General features: G+C 72.3%; 13 protein-coding genes. 10 read left to right on the forward strand and 3 right to left on the reverse strand.

The features are described 5' to 3' along the window. Positions 1-12: 12 nt before the first annotated feature. The gene (locus tag ACESMR_RS12300) at positions 13-936 is read left to right on the forward strand and encodes an energy transducer TonB (protein WP_373047370.1); all 924 of its coding nucleotides are present in this window, start codon (positions 13-15) and stop codon (positions 934-936) included. Positions 937-946: 10 nt separating this feature from the next. Here the strand turns inward: ACESMR_RS12300 and dtd are convergent, their stop codons facing one another. Beyond that, a complete protein-coding gene (gene dtd / locus ACESMR_RS12305) occupies positions 947-1,396 on the reverse strand; it encodes a D-aminoacyl-tRNA deacylase (protein ID WP_373047371.1) in 450 nt (149 codons plus the stop codon). 135 nt (positions 1,397-1,531) lie between these two features. Between dtd and ACESMR_RS12310 the strand changes: the two genes are divergently transcribed. Together ACESMR_RS12310 and ACESMR_RS12315 are read left to right on the forward strand one after the other, a co-directional pair. Beyond that, positions 1,532-2,914, forward strand: a complete 1,383-nt coding sequence (locus ACESMR_RS12310) for a M20/M25/M40 family metallo-hydrolase (RefSeq protein WP_373047372.1) — start codon at positions 1,532-1,534, stop codon at positions 2,912-2,914. Positions 2,915-2,922: 8 nt separating this feature from the next. Next, positions 2,923-3,945, forward strand: coding sequence for an arginine N-succinyltransferase (locus ACESMR_RS12315; RefSeq protein WP_373047373.1), 1,023 nt, complete (start codon positions 2,923-2,925; stop codon positions 3,943-3,945). Positions 3,946-3,958: 13 nt separating this feature from the next. On the opposite strand, the gene ACESMR_RS12320 is transcribed toward ACESMR_RS12315, so the two are convergent. Both ACESMR_RS12320 and ACESMR_RS12325 read right to left on the reverse strand, forming a co-directional pair. Beyond that, positions 3,959-6,670, reverse strand: coding sequence for a choice-of-anchor D domain-containing protein (locus ACESMR_RS12320; protein WP_373047374.1), 2,712 nt, complete (start codon positions 6,668-6,670; stop codon positions 3,959-3,961). Continuing rightward, a complete protein-coding gene (locus ACESMR_RS12325) occupies positions 6,667-9,552 on the reverse strand; it encodes a MopE-related protein (RefSeq protein WP_373047375.1) in 2,886 nt (961 codons plus the stop codon). The genes ACESMR_RS12320 and ACESMR_RS12325 overlap by 4 nt, the downstream gene beginning before the upstream one ends. Before the next feature lie 234 nt (positions 9,553-9,786). Between ACESMR_RS12325 and ACESMR_RS12330 the strand changes: the two genes are divergently transcribed. The 7 genes from ACESMR_RS12330 (at position 9,787) to ACESMR_RS12360 (ending at position 19,807) form a co-directional block, all read left to right on the forward strand. Then, complete coding sequence (locus ACESMR_RS12330) at positions 9,787-12,105, forward strand: neutral/alkaline non-lysosomal ceramidase N-terminal domain-containing protein (RefSeq protein ID WP_373047376.1); 2,319 nt, start codon at positions 9,787-9,789, stop codon at positions 12,103-12,105. 49 nt (positions 12,106-12,154) lie between these two features. After that, positions 12,155-14,167: a choice-of-anchor D domain-containing protein gene (locus ACESMR_RS12335; protein WP_373047377.1), complete on the forward strand. Its 2,013-nt coding sequence runs from the start codon at positions 12,155-12,157 to the stop codon at positions 14,165-14,167. Continuing rightward, positions 14,167-16,200, forward strand: a complete 2,034-nt coding sequence (locus ACESMR_RS12340; RefSeq protein WP_373047378.1) for a choice-of-anchor D domain-containing protein — start codon at positions 14,167-14,169, stop codon at positions 16,198-16,200. The genes ACESMR_RS12335 and ACESMR_RS12340 overlap by 1 nt, the downstream gene beginning before the upstream one ends. Next, on the forward strand, positions 16,200-17,018 hold the full coding sequence (locus ACESMR_RS12345) for a choice-of-anchor D domain-containing protein (RefSeq protein WP_373047379.1): 819 nt from the start codon (positions 16,200-16,202) through the stop codon (positions 17,016-17,018). Before ACESMR_RS12340 ends, ACESMR_RS12345 begins: the two co-directional genes overlap by 1 nt. After that, positions 17,015-17,170 carry a hypothetical protein gene (locus tag ACESMR_RS12350; protein WP_373047380.1) on the forward strand — a complete coding sequence of 52 codons (156 nt, stop codon included), beginning with the start codon at positions 17,015-17,017 and terminating at the stop codon, positions 17,168-17,170. The genes ACESMR_RS12345 and ACESMR_RS12350 overlap by 4 nt, the downstream gene beginning before the upstream one ends. Positions 17,171-17,496: 326 nt before the next feature. Further along, positions 17,497-17,769, forward strand: coding sequence for a hypothetical protein (locus ACESMR_RS12355; RefSeq protein WP_373047381.1), 273 nt, complete (start codon positions 17,497-17,499; stop codon positions 17,767-17,769). An 85-nt stretch (positions 17,770-17,854) separates the two neighbouring features. Next, positions 17,855-19,807, forward strand: coding sequence for a choice-of-anchor D domain-containing protein (locus tag ACESMR_RS12360; protein WP_373047382.1), 1,953 nt, complete (start codon positions 17,855-17,857; stop codon positions 19,805-19,807). Positions 19,808-19,964: the final 157 nt, after the last annotated feature.

A 19,964-nucleotide genomic window follows, 5' to 3' on the forward strand; every position in this document is an offset into this window, starting at 1 on the left:
AGGGTGCGCGCCGTGAAGTCCTTCTCCCGCGCGCTGGCGGTGAGCGCCGTGGTGCACGGCGCCGCCATCGGCCTCTTCTCGCTGCTGCCCACGCCGCCGACGCCCGCGCGCGTCGAGCGGATCGAGCTGCAGCTCGTCGAGCTGCCCGCTGGTGGTGGTGGTGGTGATGCAGCGGCGGGCGGCGGCGCGGCGCCCGGTGCCGGTGCTGTTCCTGCAGGCGAAGACGGGGGGGCGCCTGGCAAGGCCGCGCTGCAGCAGACGGCGCAGCCGGCCCGCGCGGTGCGCGCGGCAGAGCGGCCCGACCGGCAACGCCCCGCTGCAGTGGTCCGCGCTCCTGCCGACGAAGCGGTAGCAGCACCGCAGCGCGCCGACGCGGAAGTCGCCGTCGCCGAAAAGGCCGACGTGGTGGCTACCCCTACCCCGACGATGCAACCGTCTGCGCCCGAAGCGGAGTCGGAGCAGGAATCCACCGCTGCAGCGGCCCACGTCGACACGGAACCCCGGGACGCCCCCTTCGACACCGCCGGCGAGGCGAGCGCCAGCGAAGGCACCGCCGACGAGGGCACGGGCACCGCTGCCGCATTCGCAGCGCGCGGTGGCGGAGAAGGCTCGGGCGCGGGCAGAGGCGGCGGCACGGGCGCAGGCACCGGCAAAGGCGCCGGCCCCGCCGCCGGCGACGCCTCCCTCCTCGAGCGCCTCCGCTGGCAGACCGAGCGCTGCTACCCACGCGCCGCCCGCAGGCGCAGGACCGAGGGCACCGTCGACGTCCGCTTCTGCGTCGACGCGACAGGCGCCCCCGACCTGGTCACCGTCGAGCGCTCCAGCGGCTCGCGCCTCCTCGACGACGCAGCCACCCGCTGCGTAATCGCGGGCTCCGCGCCCTACCCCGCCCGCGATCGCTGCGTGCAGGTCGCCATCGACTTCCACCTGCGCTGATCGCCCGCCGTCAGAAGAGCCGCTTGCTGTCGAGCAGGATGGTCACCGGCCCGTCGTTCACCAGCTCGACCTGCATCTCCGCCCGGAAGCGCCCCGTCTCCACCGGCGCGCCGAGGGCCCGGCAGGTCGCGCAGAAGCGCTCGAAGAGCTCGTTGGCCCGGACCGGCTCCATCGCCTCCACGAAGCTCGGGCGCTTGCCCTTGCGCACGTCGCCGAAGAGGGTGAACTGCGACACGGCGAGGATCTCCAGCCCCTCGTCGAGGACCGAGCGGTTCATCTTGCCCGCCTCGTCCTCGAAGATCCGCAGGCCGACCACCTTCTCCGCGAGCGCGTCGGCGTCCGCGTCGTCGTCCCCACGCCCCACCCCCACCAGCACGCAGAGCCCGCCGTCGATCCGCCCCACCCGCTCGTCGCCGACCGTCACCGCTGCTCGCCTCACCCGCTGCACGACGGCACGCATCTGTCATCCCTCGCTTTTCCGGGAGTGTTGGCCGAACGGCAGCGCTACCGTCCGGTTGTCCCGGGATCGCATGCCTATGTTAGGGTGCCGTGCGCTTCAACCGGCTCCTTGCGCTGGTCGGCGCCAGGACATCCCATGGAATTCGATCTCCTCGCAGCAGCCCGCGACCTCATCGCCGCCGATTCCGTCTCCGCCCACGGCAACCTGAAGGCAGTCGAAGTCCTCGAAGGAATCGCCCACCGCTTCGGGCTCGAGACCTTCCGCCAGGAAGCCCACGCCCTCGGAACGGCCCACGCGAACCTGATCGTCCACCACAAGGGCGCCAAGCCCCGGGACGGCAGCCTCCTCCTCGTCACCCATACCGACACCGTCGGCTCCGGTCCCCTCGATCTCTGGACCGAGACCAACCCGTGGCGGCTCAAGCAGGACGGCGACACGCTCTACGGCCTCGGCGTCGCCGACGTGAAGCTCGACAGCCTCGCCAAGCTCCAGGCGATGGCCCTCGCCCCCGCCGAGACCCACGGCAAGGTCGCCTTCTGCGGCACCTTCGCCGAGGAGGTCGGCTGCCTCGGCGCCAAGCATTTCCTCGCCAACCGCCCCTTCAACCCGGCCTGGGTGAGCTGCGGCGAGCCCTCCGAGCTGCGGATCATCGACGCGCACAAGGGCTACCTCGTCGCCCACGTGCACCTGCGCCCTGCTGCCGCGCGGCCCGGTGCCGAGCGGCGCCTGCGCCTCACCTTCCACGGCAAGGCGGCCCACTCCTCCACCCCGCTCCACGGCGTCAACGCCATCGAGAAGGCCTTCGCCTTCTGCGCCGAGCACGGCGTCTGGCCCGAGCGCGCCAGCGGCGGCGATCTGGCCAACAAGATCCCCGCCCGCTGCGTGATCGAGCTCGGCTTCGACGAGAAGCTCCGCCAGGCGGCGCAGCAGGCGGGCATCGAGCACGAGCTGGTCGAGGGCGCCGCCCGCTCCGGCGCTGCCGGGATCGAGATCGGGCGGCACATCGCCGCCGCCCTGGCAGCCGACGTCCTCCACCGGCAGCCGCTGCGGGACGAGCGCTTCGATCCCGCCACCGCCGTGTGCAACCACAACGTGATCCAGACCGCCGACGACGGCTCGGTGGAGATCACCTGCGACGCGCGCCTTCTTCCGGGGCACGACCCCGCCGACATCTTCGACAGGCTCGACGCCTTCGCGAGGCGACTCGGCGAACAGGGCGGCGTCCAGGTGGAGATCGAGCGCGGCCGCTCCAACCCGGCGATGGCGCTGCCTCCTGCCTCGCGTCTCCGCGACGCGGCGATGGAGGCCTCGCGCAACCTCGGCTTCGACCCGACGCCGATGGCCAAACCCACCAACACCGAGGGCGGCGTCTTCGTCACCGCCGGGCTCGAAGCGATCGTCTTCGGCCCGGGCCGCTCCACGGGCAATGCCCATACCGCCAACGAGCGCCAGAGCGTCGCGCAGATCCGCGACGCTACGCGGTGGTACGGGGAGCTGATCCGGAACCTGTGCGGATAAACGACCGTATGCTCCTGCTTCGTGACGTCGCCAAAAGCGACCTGCCGGGCCTGCAGCGACTCGCTGCGGTGCTCAACACCGTCAACCTCCCCAACGACGAGAAGGCCCTCGAGTCGATCATCGACACGTCGGTGCGCTCCTTCGCCGGCAGGATCCGCGATCCCGCCGAGCGCGAATATCTCTTCGTCCTCGAGGATCTGCGCACCGGCACGCTGGTCGGCACCTCGATGATCATCGCGCAGCACGGCACGCGCGAGGCGCCCCACGTCTTCCTCGAGGTCTCCAAGCGGCAGACCTACTCCGCCACGGTGGACAAGCACTTCGAGCACACCGTGCTCTCCATCGCCTACAACTACGACGGCCCCACCGAGATTGGCGGGCTGGTGGTGGACCCGGAGCTCCGCGGCCAGGGAAAGCCCGGCAAGCAGCTCTCCTTCGTGCGCTTCCTCTTCATCGGCCTGCACCGCAACTGGTTCCGGGACACGGTGCTGGCGGAGCTCCTGCCGCCGCTGCTGCCCAACGGCAAATCGCTGCTCTGGGAGGCGCTCGGCAAGAAGTTCACCGGGATGACCTACCTCGAGGCCGATCGCCTCAGCCGGCAGAACAAGGAGTTCATCAAGGAGCTCTTCCCTGCCAGCGACATCTACGCCACGCTCTTCCCCGATCGGACGCAGAAGGTGATCGGCAGGGTGGGTCCCGAGACCGAGGGCGTGAAGAAGATGCTGGAGCGGATCGGCTTCCGCTACGTGGAGCGCATCGATCCCTTCGACGGCGGCCCCCACTTCGAGGCGAAGACCGAGGACGTCTCGCTCATCCGCGCGCTCCGCAAGTGCAAGGTCCTCGAGAAGGATCTCGAGCACGACATGGAGATCTCGCTCGTAGCGGTGGAGCGGAAGGATCCCGACAACCGCTTCCGCTGCGTGAAGACCCCGACCCGGATCGACGGCGGCACCATCTGCCTGCCGGGCTGGGCGAGGGAAATGCTCGGGGTCCAGCCCGGCGATCGCGTCGCCGTGATTCCCTTCGAGTAGCCGAACCCCTGCCTCACGGCGCCGGCTGCACCACCGCATCGGACGGCGTGAAGACGCAGGTGCCGTCCGCACGCCAGGTGACCGTGCCCACGTCGGCGCCATCGCCGAGCGCCTGCAGCGTCTCGGTGAGGAGCGCCACCTCCTCGCCGCTGCAGCGGATCGAGACCGTGCCCTCCACCGCTGCGAGCCCCTGCAGCGTGCCGGCGAAGTGGAGCCCGACGCCGTAGGCCTGTCCGGCCACCGGCGCCTCGAGGCGGATCCGCTCCAGCCCCGGCCCGCGCTGCGCGTGGCGCTCGAGCAGTGGATCGTCGGCGATGCCGGCGCCGTCCCAGCCCGGCGCCGGGTTGCCCGCGTGGCAATCCCCGGCACCGAACCACGCCGCGGCGTCCGAGGGCGGTCCGGCCTCCGGGTGGAGGAGGTGCAGGTCGAGGTCGACCGCATCGCTCCAGCTTGCCTCCACCGTGAGCCCCGGCGCTGCGAAGACGTCGACGCTGGTGGTGCAGGACGCCGTCCCGCCGGCCCCTGCCACCTCGAGCCGGAGCTCGTAGCGGCCCGGCCGATCCGCCGAGAAGCGGCCGGTGCAGCGCTCCCCTCCCACCTCGACGGTGGTAACCGCACCGGCGGGCCCATTCGCCACCGACCAGCTGCAGTCCATCGCCCCGCCCAGCGGATCACTCGCGGCGCCGACGAGAGCGATCGCCGTGCCGGCCTCGGTCCCGTCCGCAGGCGGGCAGGCGGCGACGGGCAGCGTGCAGCCGGGGCAGGGGCCCGGCGTCGCGTAGCCCTCCACCGGCACCAGCAGCGGCTCTCCGATCCCCACGATCGAGAAGGCGAGCTGGCCGCTGGAGCGGCCCTGCAGCTGCGGCGCGTGGAGGAGCTGCACCACCGCCTGCTCTCCAGCAGCGAGGGATTCCATCTGCGGCGTGGCGGCGAGGGAGAGGAAGCCCGTCGCCTCGAGCGCCACCCCACCCAGCGGCAGCGGCGTCCTTCCGGTGTTGCGGAGGGCCACCGCCCGCAGCTCGTGCGAGCCCACCGGCAGCGGGAGGAAGTCGAGCCGGTCCGGGGTCACCTCCACCGCCAGCGCCGCTGCGGCACCCCGCAGTGGGATCCGGACCTCGGGACGACCGGCATCGAGCTCCTCGAAGCGGAGCACCGCCTCCTCGCCGTCCAGCTGCGGCGCCTCCGGCTCGTATTCCACGTCGAGGAGCAGCTCGCCTGCAGGTCCCAGCGACACCGGCCCCTGCGGCAGCTCGATCGCCCGGAAGGGCCCGGCCCCCTCGAGGCCGAAATTCCAGAGCCAGCAGGTCGAGGTGGACTCGTTGCGCAGCACGATCTGCCGGCGGCTCCGCTCGCCCAGCGGCACGAGGCCGAAGCGCACCACCTCGGGCAAGGCGAGGTTGCAGGCGCTGCCCGCCTCCACCACCAGGCCGGAGAGGGGGATCCGGAGCCCGGAATCGGGCCGGTCCCGCACGCCGATCAGCACGGCGCCGCGGGCCTGCATCGGCACGGCCCAGCTCAGGTCGACGTTCACCTCCACCGGCTCGTCACCCAGCTCGAAGGGAAGCTCGAGGGGCAGCCCCAAGCGGAAGGCCTGCAGCACCGCCCCCTCGAGCTCGAGGCGGTCGATGGTGATCGGATCGCCACCCCGGTTCTCGAGGACGAGCTGCCGCCGCAGCAGCCGGTTGGGGAGCAGCACCCCGAAGTCGAGCGAGGCCGGATCGACGCGGAGCACCGGCTCCTGCGCCCTGCCGATCACGGGGATGTCGATGGGCCTGCCTGCCACCACCAGGCGGAGGGTCGCCTGCCAGACCCCCTCGACCTCCGGCGCGAAGTCGACGTGGAGGATCGTCGAGGCGTTCTCCACCCGGACCGGCCACGCCTGCTCCTCGAGGCGGAGCGGCGCGCCCGGGGCGTGGAGCAGCTCGGCGTCGACGAGCCATGTGCCCGTATCGCCGCGGTTGGTGACCCGCACCTCGCGGCGGATCGTCATCCTGGGCGTGAGCGTTCCGAAATCGAGCGGCGAGGGCTGCACCGATGCGTCCTCGTCGAGCCCGCTTCCCTTCAACTGCACGAGGATCTCCGCGCAGGAAGGACAGGGCTCCAGCCGCAGCCGCGCAGCGTGGGGGCCGCGGACCATCGGGGCGAATTGCACGAAGAGCCGGCCGGTGCCCCGGGGGGGGAGCGAGAGCTTTCCCGTGCCGGCGTTGAAGGCCTGTGCGTCCGACCCGGTGAAGTCGACCTCAACTCCCAGGTCGATGTCGGTGAGGCTCGCCACGTCGAGCGGCAGGGTCTTCACCGAACCGAGGCGCACCTCGCCGAAGTCGAGGACGAGCTCGGTGTCGAGGGCGCGCTCGGTCCCCTCGCCGCGCACCTGCACCTCGAGCTCTCCCTGCCCCTGCGCGGCGAAGACGATGCGCCCCTCGAAGTGGCCTTCCTCCTCCGGCGCGAAGATCACCCGCAGGGTCTCCAGGGTCCCGCTCTGCACCAGCACCTGCGCCGGCTCCACCCGGAAACCAGCCGGCGCCTCCACCAGCGTGAGGGTCGCCGGCGCCACGCCGACGTTGCGGACCTGCACTTCCCGGGTCTGGCTCCGCCTCACCAGCACGCCGGCGAAGTCGAGCGCGGCAGGCGCGATCTCGAGCTTCGCGCCAGCGTCCTGGAGCTTCTCCCCACCACAGGCGGTGGCGAGGGCAACGACGAGCAGCAGGGCGAGCGAACGGATCATGGCCGGCTCCAGGAGAGGGCGACGTTGCGGATCGAGGGGCGCTCACCACCTGGCCCGCCGGTGAGATGGAAGACCACGCGGACGAAGCGCCCCCGCGCCTCGCCGCAGCTGCGCAGATCCACCGGCGCGCTCTCCCAGGGGCCGCAGACCGCGGCGTCGAGCTCCTCGCTGGTGCGCGCGGCGCTGATCTCGACCTGGACGCTGCTACCCGCGGGGACGCTCCCCTCCCAATCGATCCCGGTCCATTCGATGTCGTGGAAGCCGCCGTCGATCACCTGGGACCAGCTACCCCGCGGGTGGCGGAGCTGCCCGACGGCGCTGAGCTCGCGGGCGACGAGGCGGGCGTTGGTGCCGTTCGCAGCAGGCAGATCCGTCCACGTGCCGCTCGAGGGATCGAGCCGGCGCAGCTGGTTGTCGAAGACGGTCAGCAGCCTGCCGAGGGCATCCTCCGCCAGCCCCTGGACTCCCGAGGACCAGCCGCCCGACGGGACGCCCACCGGGAAGAAGGTGCTGCTCTCGGTCGCAGGCTCGAAGCGCAGCACGCCTGCGGCGATCCCGGTGGTAACCGGGTGGCAGAGCGCCCAGATCGCCCCCGCCCTCGTGGCGATCGTGCGCCCGAGCCGCGTCCCCGCCGGGGCCAAGGGGAAGCTCCGCGCCGTGCCGGCGGCCCCGTCGATGCGGAAGAGCGCCTCCCCCGCCGCCCAGAAATCACCGGCCTCGTCGAGGGTGCCGCCCGCCATCCACAGGTCGTTCACCGCGGTGGCGCTCCAACGATCGTCCCGCCAGGTCAGGACCGGCGAGGAGGCGAGCCAGACCGTCCCATCCGCTGCCACCCCGAGCGCCACCGGCATCCGGTTCACCTGCCCGTCGAGACTCGAGAGCCGGTTCGGATCCCCGGGCGCGAGGTCGTTGATCCTGCAGCGAACCGGACCACCCGTCACCAGCGGCGGCAGCACCGCCGTCCCGTCGATCTGGTGGAGCCGCACCGCCCCCACGCTGCCACTCGCCACCCAGAGGTGGCCCACGGGATCGACCGCCGCAGCCGAGATCGACTGGCCGATCCAGGCCTCGCAGCGGACCTCGCCGCTTGGCGCGAGATGGAAGATCGTGCCGGCGCCGACCGCCCAGGCGGATCCATCGTGCGAGGCGACGACGTCGGACGGCGTCGAGCCGACCGTGGTCTCCCAGGCGATCGCCCCCGTCTCCCCGTCGAGTCGAGCCACCGTGGCAATCGAGCCGACGCGACCGACGTAGAGCTGCGTCGGTACGGCGCCAGCGTCCGCCCGCAGCGCGAGGGCTGCAGGGTCGAAGGGATCCCGGGTCACGCCGTCGCAGCTCCGACCGGCCACCGTGCAGTCGGCCGGATCCTCGAGCAGCTCGGTGAAGCACCTGCCGTCACAGCGGCCGCAGGCGTTGCTCACCCCCTCGTCGACCAGACCGTCGCAATCGTCGTCGACGCCGTTGCACGTCTCCTCGCCGGCGGCGATGCAGCAGCCCGGGTCCTCGGTGTCACCTTGGCCGAGGCCGTTGCAATCGGAGTCGATCCCGTCGCCGCACCGCTCCGGCGCCGGGAGCACCTGCCCCTCGCAGACGCCCCACCTGCCGTCGACCCCCGCCTGCGTTCCGTCGCTGCAGGCGCCGACCCCGCGGGTGCCGATCGGCCCGCCGTAGCAGGGCTGCGGCTGATCCGCCGCCGCGCATCCGTCGTCCGGGAAGCCGTCACAATCGTCGTCCACCCCGTTGCCGCAGCGCTCCACCGCCTCCGGTGGGCAGGCCATCGGCGGGCAGCGGGCACCGGTGGCGCCGTCCTCCTCGTCGATGGCGCCGTCGCAATCGTCGTCGATACCGTTGTCGCAGACCTCGTGGGCCGGCAGCACCTCGCCCACGCACGAAGACCAGGCCCGCCCCGCCTCGCCCTCCTCGCAGCTCGATCGGCCGCCTCTGCAGACCCCCACCCCCAGCGTCTGCGGCGGCCCCGAATAGCAGGGCTGATCGATCCGTCCCGCACAATCCTGCAGGGCACAGGGGCTCTCGAAGCCGCAGCCCTCGTAGGCCACCGGATCGTGGCCTGGCAGCAGCTCGCCGCAGAGGCAGCGATCGACCGCGCCGTCACCGTCGGTGTCCGCGCAACGCTTCTCGCAGGGGCTCGACGGATCGCCGTCGAGGTCGAGGCATTCACGCTCGATGCACGACGGCAGTCCCGGCCACTCCTCGCATTCGTACGCGGTGCGGCTCGGCGTGACCGAGGACGAGCGGCCGTCCCACGTCTGCACGCAACAGGCGAGCGCCGCTGGCTGCGGATCGTCCCAGTCGACGCCGTCGCAGCGGACGGAGCAGCGGTCCGGATCGTCCCGCACGCCGTCGCAGTCGTCGTCGAGGCCGTTGCCGCAGATCTCCACCGGCAGCTCGCCGCAGACGCCGCACGCGTTGCGTACGTCCTCGTCGGCGGTGCCGTCGCAGTCCTGGTCGACGCCGTCGCAGCTCTCCCCCTCCGCCGTTGGGACCACCGCCCCCTCGCAGCTACCCCAGGCGCCGTCGCCGTCGCAGGTCTGGAGCCCGTCCGTGCAGCTGCCTACCCTGCGGGTGGGATCCGTTTCGCCGGGTGGGTAGCAGGGGCGGACCTCGCCGGGGACGCAGTCGCAGCCCTCGTCGACCGTACCGTCGCAATTCTCGTCCGAGAGGCCGTCGCAGATCTCCGCTGCGCCGCTGTGCACCGCCGGGTTGCGATCGTTGCAGTCGGGTCCCGCGCAGGATGCAGCCCGCTCGCCGTCGCCGTCGCGATCGCAATCGTCCGGTTCACCCTCACCGCCGCTCCCGCCGAAGCCCGGCACCTCCACCTCTTCGGGTGGCTCGACCTCGGCTCCACATGCGGCGACGAACAACGACAGCAACAGCAAACGGCATCGAGCCAACGGCACGCGCCACCCCCGTCCTGAAGCTTTCTCGTTCCACCGACCGTACCACGAGGCGCCGACATTGCCCGCACGGCGTGTCCGCTGCCTGCACGCCCACCTCCTTCGCGCATGTGTCCGACAGCGGAAGCGGATCACCACCTTCGCCGTGCAGCCGGCGCACAACCCCTTCCCCGGCGGCGGGCCGGTGCGAAAGCTGCTCCCATGTTTCGACGCATCGCGCCGCTTTCTCTCCTCCTCGTCGTGGCTTGCGGGACGGATGGCGGCCCCGCCGCCCAGCTCCGTGCAGGCGCAGGCTCGAGCCTCCTGCCGATCCCCATCGGCCACTCCCACGCCGGCTACCTGCAGAGCGACGTCATCGGCGCCCCGCAGCCCCCCGACGATCCCGGCAGCCCCTTCGCCGACATCTTCCCCGCCACCCGCGCCCAGCAGTCGCCGCCGCGGGCCAAGGCCGTCTTCCTCGAGAGCGGCGGCAGGCAGGTGGTCCTCGCCCAGCTCGACGTGATCTTCGTCACCGCCGCCCTCACCAGTCGTGTCGAGGCCCTCGCCGCCGCACGCCTCGGGCTCGATCTCGGCGGGAAGCTCCTCCTCCACGCCACCCACACCCACGCCTCCGCCGGTCGCTTCTCCCAGCAGAGCATCCGCCCGACCATGCTCGCAGCGGAGCCGCCGGCGCAGCGGGAGGCGCTCGCCCACGGCATCGACACCTTCTCCGCCGAGAGCACCGACCGCCTCGCCGGCGCAGTGGTGGAGGCGATCGGCGCTGCATACGAGTCGATGCGGCCCGCTCGCTTCGGCTGGGCGAAGGGCGTGGACGAGTCCGCCTCCCGGGATCGGCGCTGCCAGGACGACTGGATCGGCGGCAAGGGCGATCGCGACACGACCCTGACCGTGCTGCGTCTCGACGATGCCGTGAATGGCGCGCCGATCGCCGTACTCTTCCACTACGCGCTCCACGGCACACTCTACGATCACGACAGCCGCGCCTTGAGCGTCGACGCACCGGGACACGTCGAATACGCGGTGGAGCGCCGCTTCGAGCAGCCGGTGGTGGCGATCTACCTGCAGGGTGCAGCAGCCGCCGTGAGCCCCAACGGCGACGTCGCCGATCACCGCGGCAGCCAGGCGATGGAGCGGATCGGCGAAGATCTCGCCGCGAGCATCCTCGCGCTCTACGAGGGGATCGAGACCACCCCCTCGCTCGATCTCGCGCTGGTGACGAGGCGGGTGCCGCTGGACGCCGACCGCCTCGGTTACGACGACGGCGCGTTTCCGCGAGACGGCGCGATGCTCTGCCACTTCCTCGATTCGGGCTGCGGCACCGGCCCGAAGGATCCCGCGGCGCTCGATTGCCTCGGCCGCGCAGAGCCAGGCGGCGGCAAATACGAGACCTGGCTGGGCGCGCTGCGCCTGGGCGATCTCGCCGTGCTCACCCTGCCCGGCGAGCCCTCCGCGGCGGTGGGGCGGGTGCTCGCCGAGGCGGCGAAGGAGGCGGGCTACGCCCACGCGATCCCGCTGGGCTACAGCCTCGATCACGACGGCTACATCCTCTTCGGCGACGACTGGCTCTCCGGTGGCTCGGAGACCAACATCACCTTCTGGGGCTGGCGCTACGCCGACTACGTGGTGGAGCAGAGCCGGATCACGCTGCAGCGGCTGCAGGCCGGGCCCTTCCTGCGATCGGAGGCGGTGCGGCCGGTGCGCGATCCCGACTGGCGCTACGAGCCGGTCGTCGCCACCGACTCGACCACTGCGCCTGCGGTGGCCGAGGAGCCCGCCGCGGTCGCCGAGCGGCTGACCGAGATCGCCTTCTCCTTCCACGGCGGCGATCCGGCCCTCGGCACGCCGGAGGTCACGCTCGAGCGCCGGGGCGACGGCGGCTGGGAGCCTTTGCGGATCGGCGGGTGGATCCCGGTGAGCAACCTGCGCGGCCCGGAGCTGCCCACCTTCTACACGGCGGAGCCGAGCTACCGGGAGGCGCCCGCCGCCACCAGCCGAGGACACCGCTGGCGGGTGATCTACGAGCCGCCGCGGGATCTGCCGGTGGGGAGCTACCGTTTCCACGTCCGCGGGAGCGCGCAGGGTGGCGGCGTCGTGGCGCCCTTCGCGCTGCGGTCGCGGCCTTTCGCCGTGGTCCCGTCGAGCCGGATGCGGGTGGAGGGAGCCGTCGCGAACGGCCTGCTCCGCGCCACCCTGCTCTATCCGGTGCGCGAGCCGGTCTATGCGGCGGAGCGGCGCAACGACGGCTGGCAGATCGGCGGCTTCCGCGCGGTGGACACGAGCTTCCCGCCGGATTTCGTTCCGGTACTCGCCGGCGAAGCCCATGGGCCCCTGCGGGCAGGCGACGTGCAAGTCGAGGTGCGCTTCGACGCGCTGGACGGCGCTGCCCTTCGCTTCGCGCCCGGCGAGGGGCCCGGATTCCGGGCGCTGCTGCCCGCCGGGGCCGATGGCGTGGTGGTGCCTGCAGGCGCCCTGCGGGATCGCTGGGGCAACCGCAACGGGGAGGCCTTCGCGCTGCCCTAATCGCCGCCGCTGGGTGATCCGCTGGGGCCCGTGCCCACATGTGCAAGGCATGGGTACAACTCGGCAGATCCTCCTCGGCACCCTCCTCCCGTTCCTCGCCACGGCCTGCGGCAGCGAGCCGCGGCAGCCCGCGCCGGCGGAACAGAACGCCCCAGCAGCGCTCGCCATCGAGCCCGCCCTCGCCGATCCGGCTGGCGAGGCCGACGCCGCCGTCTTCTTCGGGCCGGTGCAGGTGGGCCAGTCCCGGGCGGAGACGGTGCTCGTGCGCAACGTCGGCGGCGCAGCCACCGAGGTCGAGCTCGGCAGCGTGGAGCCGCCCTTCTCGCTCGCGGCGTACGGTTCCGCGCAGCTCGCGCCGGGGGATGCCCTCGAGCTGGAGCTCCGTTTCACGCCGGAGGAGGCCCGCGGCGACGAGTCGATTCTGACCCTCGCAGCAGGCGGCGAGCGAATTTCGATCCGCCTCGCCGGCAGCGGAACACCCGCACCGCCGGGGAGCTGCGTCCTCCACGTCGCCACCCGCACCCTGCGCTGGTTCGGCGTGGGCGTGGGCTACGAGGCGGTCCGCGAGCCCTACCTCTCCAACACCGGCGCCGCTCCCTGCGAGGTCTCCCTCGCCGTCGAGGGCGACGGCTTCTCGGTCGAGAGCGGCGCGGTCACGGTGCCGCCCCACGAGGCGATCGCCGTTCCCGTCCGCTGGACGCCCGGCGCCACCGGCACCACCACGGGTCTGCTCGAGGTCCGACTCGGCGAGGAGAGCTGGAGCGTGCCGCTCGAGGGCGAGGCGGTAGCGAGCTGCCTGGCGCTCTCCACCGCGACGATCGATTTCGGCAACGCGGTCCATGGCTGCGCAACGACCGAGCGCTCCGTCACCGCAACCAACCTCTGCACGCACGACATCGAGCTCACCGACGTCCGCATCGCCGGACCTGCGGCTCCGGACGGCGCGGCCGTCTTCAGCATTCGCATGCGGCCCATGATCCCCGGGACGATCCTGGGGCTCGGGCACTCCGCCAGCTTCGCGCTCGCCTTCTACCCGCAGGAGCTGGGAACGGAGACCGGCACCTTCCACCTCGCCGAGGGCAACGGCGCCGAGCATTCGGTCGAGCTCCGCGGCAACGGCGACCTGCCGCCCCTCGTGACGGATCACTTCTCGCAGCCCGAAGCGCCGGAGGTCGACAGGCTCTTCGTCCTCGACGATGGGCCCGGAATGGACGCACGCCTGCCCACCGTGCGCCAGTGGGCGGAGGAGCTCGCCGCCTTCAAGCAGACCCAATTCGTCGACGAGCGCTGGGCCGTTACGACCACGTCGCGCATCGCCACCGCCGGCTGTGCCGGCTCCGGCGCGGACGGCCGCTTCGTTCCCGTCGACGGCACGGCACCGCGCTGGCTCGCGACACGCGAGGCGACCGCTGCCGAACTGGCGGACCTCTTCGACATCGAAGCCTGCAGCACCGCGCCGAACGAAGGGTTCGCCATGGCCTGGCGGGCCCTCTCGGAGCTCGCCACTGTCGTGGACGATCCCGTCCACCCGGAGCTGAACGACGGGAATGCCTCTTTCCTGCGCGAGGACGCGAACGTGGAGATCGTCTTCGTCTCGCCACGGGCCGACGCGTCGGGCGAGGAGGTCGCCGACTGGTTCGACCGCTTCGCGTCGATCAAGGGCAGCCGCAACCCGAACATGCTCGCGATCTGGGCGACGATCCCCGGCGAGGCGTGTGGCACCTCGTTCGCAGGGAGCCGCCATTGGGATCTCGCCGCGCAGGCCAACGGTGTGGTCGCCGACCTCTGTGCGCCGGAGACCTGGGGTTCGGCCTACCAGCGCGTGGGTGGCACCGGGTTCCCCTACAAGACCCGCTTCTTCCTCACCGGGGCTCCCATGTCGTCCGAAGACGACGCAGGCCTCGAAGTGCGGGTGAACGACGTCCTCGTCCCGCCGCTCGCCGACGACGGGAGCCGGCGCTGGACCTTCACGCGGGACGTGACCGCCGTCGATTTCGAACCGCAGCACGCTCCGCCCGAGGGTTCCAGCATCTCGATCACGTACCGGCCGAGGTGCTTCTGATGGGCGGCCGGCAGATCCTCCTCGGCACCCTCCTCCCGTTCCTCGCCACGGCCTGCGGCTGCGAGCCGCGGCAGCCCGCGCCGGCGGAACAGAACGCCCCAGCAGCGCTCGCCATCGAGCCCGCCCTCGCCGATCCGGCTGGCGAGGCCGACGCCGCCGTCTTCTTCGGGCCGGTGCAGGTGGGCCAGTCCCGGGCGGAGACGGTGCTCGTGCGCAACGTCGGCGGCGCAGCCACCGAGGTCGAGCTCGGCAGCGTGGAGCCGCCCTTCTCGCTCGCGGCGTACGGTTCCGCGCAGCTCGCGCCGGGGGATGCCCTCGAGCTGGAGCTCCGTTTCACGCCGGAGGAGGCCCGCGGCGACGAGTCGATTCTGACCCTCGCAGCAGGCGGCGAGCGAATTTCGATCCGCCTCGCCGGCAGCGGAACACCCGCACCGCCGGGGAGCTGCGTCCTCCACGTCGCCACCCGCACCCTGCGCTGGTTCGGCGTGGGCGTGGGCTACGAGGCGGTCCGCGAGCCCTACCTCTCCAACACCGGCGCCGCTCCCTGCGAGGTCTCCCTCGCCGTCGAGGGCGACGGCTTCTCGGTCGAGAGCGGCGCGGTCACGGTGCCGCCGCACGAGGCGATCCCCCTTCCCGTCCGCTGGACGCCCGCCGCCACCGGCACGACCACGGGCCTGCTCGAGGTCCGCCACGGCGAGGAGAGCTGGAGCGTGCCGCTGGAGGGCGAGGCGGTCGCGAGCTGCCTGGTGCTCTCCACCGGGGTGCTCGACTTCGGCGCGGTTGCGCCAGGCTGCGCCGTCGAAGAGCGCGACATCCGCCTCACCAACCGCTGCAGCCACCCCGCCTCCTTCCGCTTCGTGGAGGTCGCATCGTCGACCTATGCCTGCGAGTCCATGGATGGCGTTGGCGCGTGCGACGAGTTCGCCATCCGGCAGCGCCCGCACCTGGGAGAGCCGATCGCGGGGGGCGCGAGCGTCACCCTGGTCTACATGCCGGGCGATCGCGGCGCCGATGCAGGGCGCTTCCTCCTCACCGAAGGCAACGGCGCCGTGCACGCCGTCGACCTCGTCGGGAGCGGTGCGCCGCAGCAGCTCCAGACCGACACCTTCGTCCAGGATCCGCTGCCCCGCGTCGATCAGCTCTTCGTGATCGACGATGGTCCCGCGATGGCGTCGGCGCTGCCCGTCGTCGAGGACTTCATGGCCGACTACGCTGCCTTCGCCCGACAGCAACGGCTGCTCGGCAGGATCGGCGTGACCACGACGTCCCGGATCGCCACCGCCGGTTGCGCAGGCTCCGGTGCAGACGGCAGGCTCCTCCCCGTCGACGGCAGCGCGCCCCGCTGGCTCGATACCCAGACAGCGGATCCCACCACGCTCGCCGACCTCCTGGCCATCGAACCGTGCAGCGCAGCGCCGAACGAAGGCCTCGCTGCAGCATGGCGTGCGCTCTCCGTGCTCGTCGACGAGGCCGACGATCCCGCCCACCCGGAAGCCGACGACGGCAACGCGGGCTTCCTCCGCGACCAGGCCAATCTCTCCATCGTCTTCGTCTCTGCAGCCGACGACGCGTCGGGCGAGGACGTCCTCACCTGGGCCGAGAGGTTCTTCTCCATCAAGGGCTTCCGGAACTCGAACATGCTCTCCGCGCACGCGATCGTCCCTGGCGAAGCGTGCGGCACCACGCTCGAAGAGAACCGTTATGCGGAGATCGCCGAACGCACCAATGGCGTAGCCGGCGATCTCTGCGCGCCGGCATCCTGGCCGACAAGCCTCTTTCGGATCGGAACGAACGCCTGGGAATTCACCACCCGCTTCCATCTCACGCAGGTGCCGCAGGATCACGACCTGGACGGCGACGTGCAGGACGACATCGAAGTTCGCATCGACGGAACCGTCGTGGCGCGAGTCACCGACGACGGTGCGACGCGCTGGCGCTGGAGGGAGGCGGGCAATCGGATCGAGTTCGTCCTCGGGCACGAGCCGCCCGAGGGCGCACTGCTCCAGGTCACCTACCGCGTGGAGTGTCTGTGATGCGTTGGTCCGCCCCCGCCCTCCTCTTCTTCTGCCTCGCGGCCTGCGGCGGGGAGCCAGCGCGCCTTCCGGAAACGAACCGCACCCTCGTCCTCGAGCCTGCCCCAGCCGATCCCGCAGGGGAGGCCGACGCCGCGGTCCTCTTCGGCGAGGTGGCGATCGGCGGCATGCGCCAGCAGACGCTGCTCGTGCGCAACGCCGGCGCCGAGGCGGTGGAGCTGGCCCTCGGCGCCCTGGCTCCCCCCTTCACCGCCTGGATCCCCGGCCCCACCACCCTCGCCCCAGGCGCCTCCACCACGCTGATCGTCCGCTTCGCCCCGCAGGCGTCGCGCAGCGACGAGGCGATCCTCCTCCTCACCGCCGGCGACGAGCGCCTCTCCCTCCGCCTCGTCGGCACCGGACTGCCGCTGCCGTCCGGCAGCTGCGAGCTCCGCGTCGACACCCGCCCCGTGCGCTGGTCCAACGTGGGCGTGGGCTACCTCGCCACCCGCTCGAATCGTCTCACCAACGGCGGCACCGCCCCCTGCGACGTGGACCTCGCCGTGCAGGGCGACGGCTTCTCCCTCGAGCAGCGATCGGTGACGGGCCCGGCGCAGGATGCGATCGACGTGCAGATCCGTTGGGCGCCTTCGCGATCGAACAGCATCCGCCGCTTCCCGGCTTCGAGCTGCCGCCGGGGGAGGCCGTCGCCGTCACCATCGGCTTCGCCCCCTGGCAGCTCGGCGCAACCCGCGCCGATCTCTTCCTCACCGAGGCGAACGGGACGGCGCACACCTCCGATCTCGTGGGAGTCGGAGGCGCGTCCACGGCGCCGGTGACCGACCACTTCCAGCAATTCGAGCGGCCGGGGATCGACACGCTGTTCGTCGTCGACGACAGCGCCGCGATGCGGCCCCACCGCACCGCCCTCGCGCTCTGGGCGAAGGACCTCGCCACCTTCGAGCAGGTGCAGGGGAGCGACGGCAGGTAGGGCGTGACCACCACCTCCCGCCTCGCCACCGCGGGCTGCCCTGGCTCCGGCGCGGACGGACGCCTCGTCCCCTTCGACGGCAGTGGCCCGCGGTGGCTGGCCACCCGCACATCGAGCGTGACCGAGCTCGCCGATCTCCTCGACGTCCCCACCTGCAGCACCGAGCCGAACGAGGGGTTGGCGACTGCCTGGCGAGCACTCTCCGATCTCGCCGAGGCGGACGACGGCAACGCCGGCCTCCTGCGCGACGACGTGCACCTCCGGATCGTCTTCCTCTCCGCCACCGCCGACGCTTCCGGCGATATCTCTGCGATCCGGAGGGCTGGATGCGGGTCTACGAGCGGATCTTGCCCTACACCTTCGGCCCCTCCTCGCGCTTCTACCTGACCAGCCTGCCAGCGGACCTCAATCGCGACCTCTCGTTCGAGGACGAGCTCGAGGTCCACGTGAACGGGGTCGTCGTCGCCCCGACCAACGAGGATGGCGACAGGCAGTGGGCGTACGTGCGCGACGTGAACGCAGTCGACTTCCTGCCGCTGCACGTGCCGCCGGAGGGCGCGGCGATCGCCATCACCTACCACCCCCCATGCTCGCCGTGAGCCGGGCGCGGCCCGCGCCGCAGGTGGCGACGCCGGCTGGTTCGCCACCTGCGGCAGGCATGCGGCACGTGGTAGATCTGCGCGGATGCAGTTCCCTCGCGCCCTGCTCCCCCTGATCCTCGCCCTCGCCGCGTGCAGCGGTGGCGAGCCGCTCACCGCAGGGAGCGTCACGATCGAGCCGGCGCTGGAGCCCGATCCCACCGGCAGCGCCGACTTCCTCCTCGCCTTCGAGCCGGTCGCTGCAGGCAAGCAGGCGAGCCGCACCCTCACCTTCCGCAACCGGGGCGGCATGCCGGTGGCGTTCGAAGCGCCGCCCCTGGCGGCACCCTTCTCCGCCGCCCCCGCGGCACCTGGCGAGATCCCGCCGCAGGCTTCGCGCACGATGGAGATCCACTTCGCGCCGCAGCGCGCCGGCGCCTATGAGGCGATCGCGCCCCTCACCCTCGGGGCGGAGACGAGGTGGCTCCGCGTCGCGGGCCGCGGCCTCGCTCCCCCGGACGGCGCCTGCACCCTCGTCCCCGAGGCGACCGGGCTCTCCTTCGGAACCACGGGCGTAGCCGCGCTCCACGTCCGGCGCCTCGCGATCCGCAACGAGAGCGCCTACGCCTGCAGCGCCGCCCTCGCGATCGAGGGCGACGGATCCTTCCGGACCGAGCAGCAGATCGAGTTGCAGCCCGGTGAATCGATCGCGGTCCCGGTGGTCCTCGAACCCCGGGCCGTCGGCAGCCTGCGCTCGACCCTGCACCTCCGCGGCGACACCGCCCGGACCGTCGCGCTCTCCGCCGAGGTGGTCGAGCGCTGCATCGAGGCGCCGGCGTCGATCCCCTTCGGCACCGTCGACGAGGGCTGCTGGAGCAGCGAATTCCTGCCCCACCTGCGCAGCCGCTGCGATCACCCGGTCCAGCTGGTGGCGGTGGGCCTCGAGAGCCTCGACTTCCGGGTGACGAGCCGGCCGGTGCTTCCCTTCCGGATCGAGCCCCGGGGCCAGCTGCGGATCGGCCTGCAGCACACGCCGCGGCACGCGATCCGCACCGAGGCGGCGCTCAGCCTCGCCGAGGACGCGGGATCCCCGCAGACGATCCGCCTCGAGGGCGCCGGCGCCCCCCGCGCGCCGGAGCGCTGGGCCGAGCGGCAGGGGCTGCTCCCTGCGGCGGATCGCCTCTACCTCGTCGACGACGGTGCCGGGATGGCGCTCCACCACGAGCGCCTCGCCGCCCATGCCGCGGCGCTCACCGGCGCGATCGCCACCACCGATCTCCGGGCCGGCGTCACCACCACCAGCCGGAGCGCCACCGCAGGCTGCGCCACCTCGGGTGCCGACGGCAGGCTCCTACCCGTGGACGGCAGCGCCGAGCGGATGCTCGACCGCCAGCTCCTGCAGGCGGGTGCGCTCGCCCCCCGGCTGCAGGTGGCCGCCTGCTCGACCGCGGCGAACGAGGCCTTCGCCGCTGCGGAGCGCGCCGTGGGTTTCCTCACCGGCGTGGAGGACGACCCCGCCCATCCCGAGCCGGATGACGGCAACCTGGCGCTGCGGCGGGAGGAGGTGCCGCTGCAGATCGTCTTCGTCGCCGATCGCGACGACGCTTCGACGGGCGCGATCGAGACCTGGGTGGCGCGCTTCACCGCCCTGCAGCAGGAGCGCAACCTCGCCTTCACCGCCCTGCTCGCAGGCCCGGATTGCGCCGAAGTCCCCAGGTCGCATCGGATCGCCACCCTGGTGCGCGCCCTGGGCGGCAGCGTCCACCCCCTCTGCGGCGAGCCGCTCGCGGGGCAGCTGGTGACGAAGCAGCCCGACTGGCCCTTCGCCACGCGCTTCCACCTCCCCTCCACCCCCTTCGATCGCGACGCCGACGGCGCCGTCGACGAAGCGGGCGACGGCTTCGCGCTCTTCGTCGAGGGGGAGCACGTCCCGCAGCTGGACGGCGATCGGCTCCGCTACACCGTGCGTCCCGAGACCGCGGTGGTGGAGTTCGAGCCGGAGCTGGCGCCGCCGCCGGACGCGACGTTCGAGTTCGTCTACCTGCCGGAGTGCAGGTAGGGGCGGTCCGGCCGCGCGCCCAGCCCCACCGGGGTGGCTCTTCCTCCAGTGAAGCCCCTGTGATTCCGGTAGCTTGCATCATTCTCCAACAAACGTTAGAGGAGACGGCGCCCGTTTTCCGGGGGAGCGGGTGACACCTCCCAGACCGACCGGTGTT

It is taken from the genome of Vulgatibacter sp. (assembly GCF_041687135.1).
GTDB lineage: Bacteria > Myxococcota > Myxococcia > Myxococcales > Vulgatibacteraceae > JAWLCN01.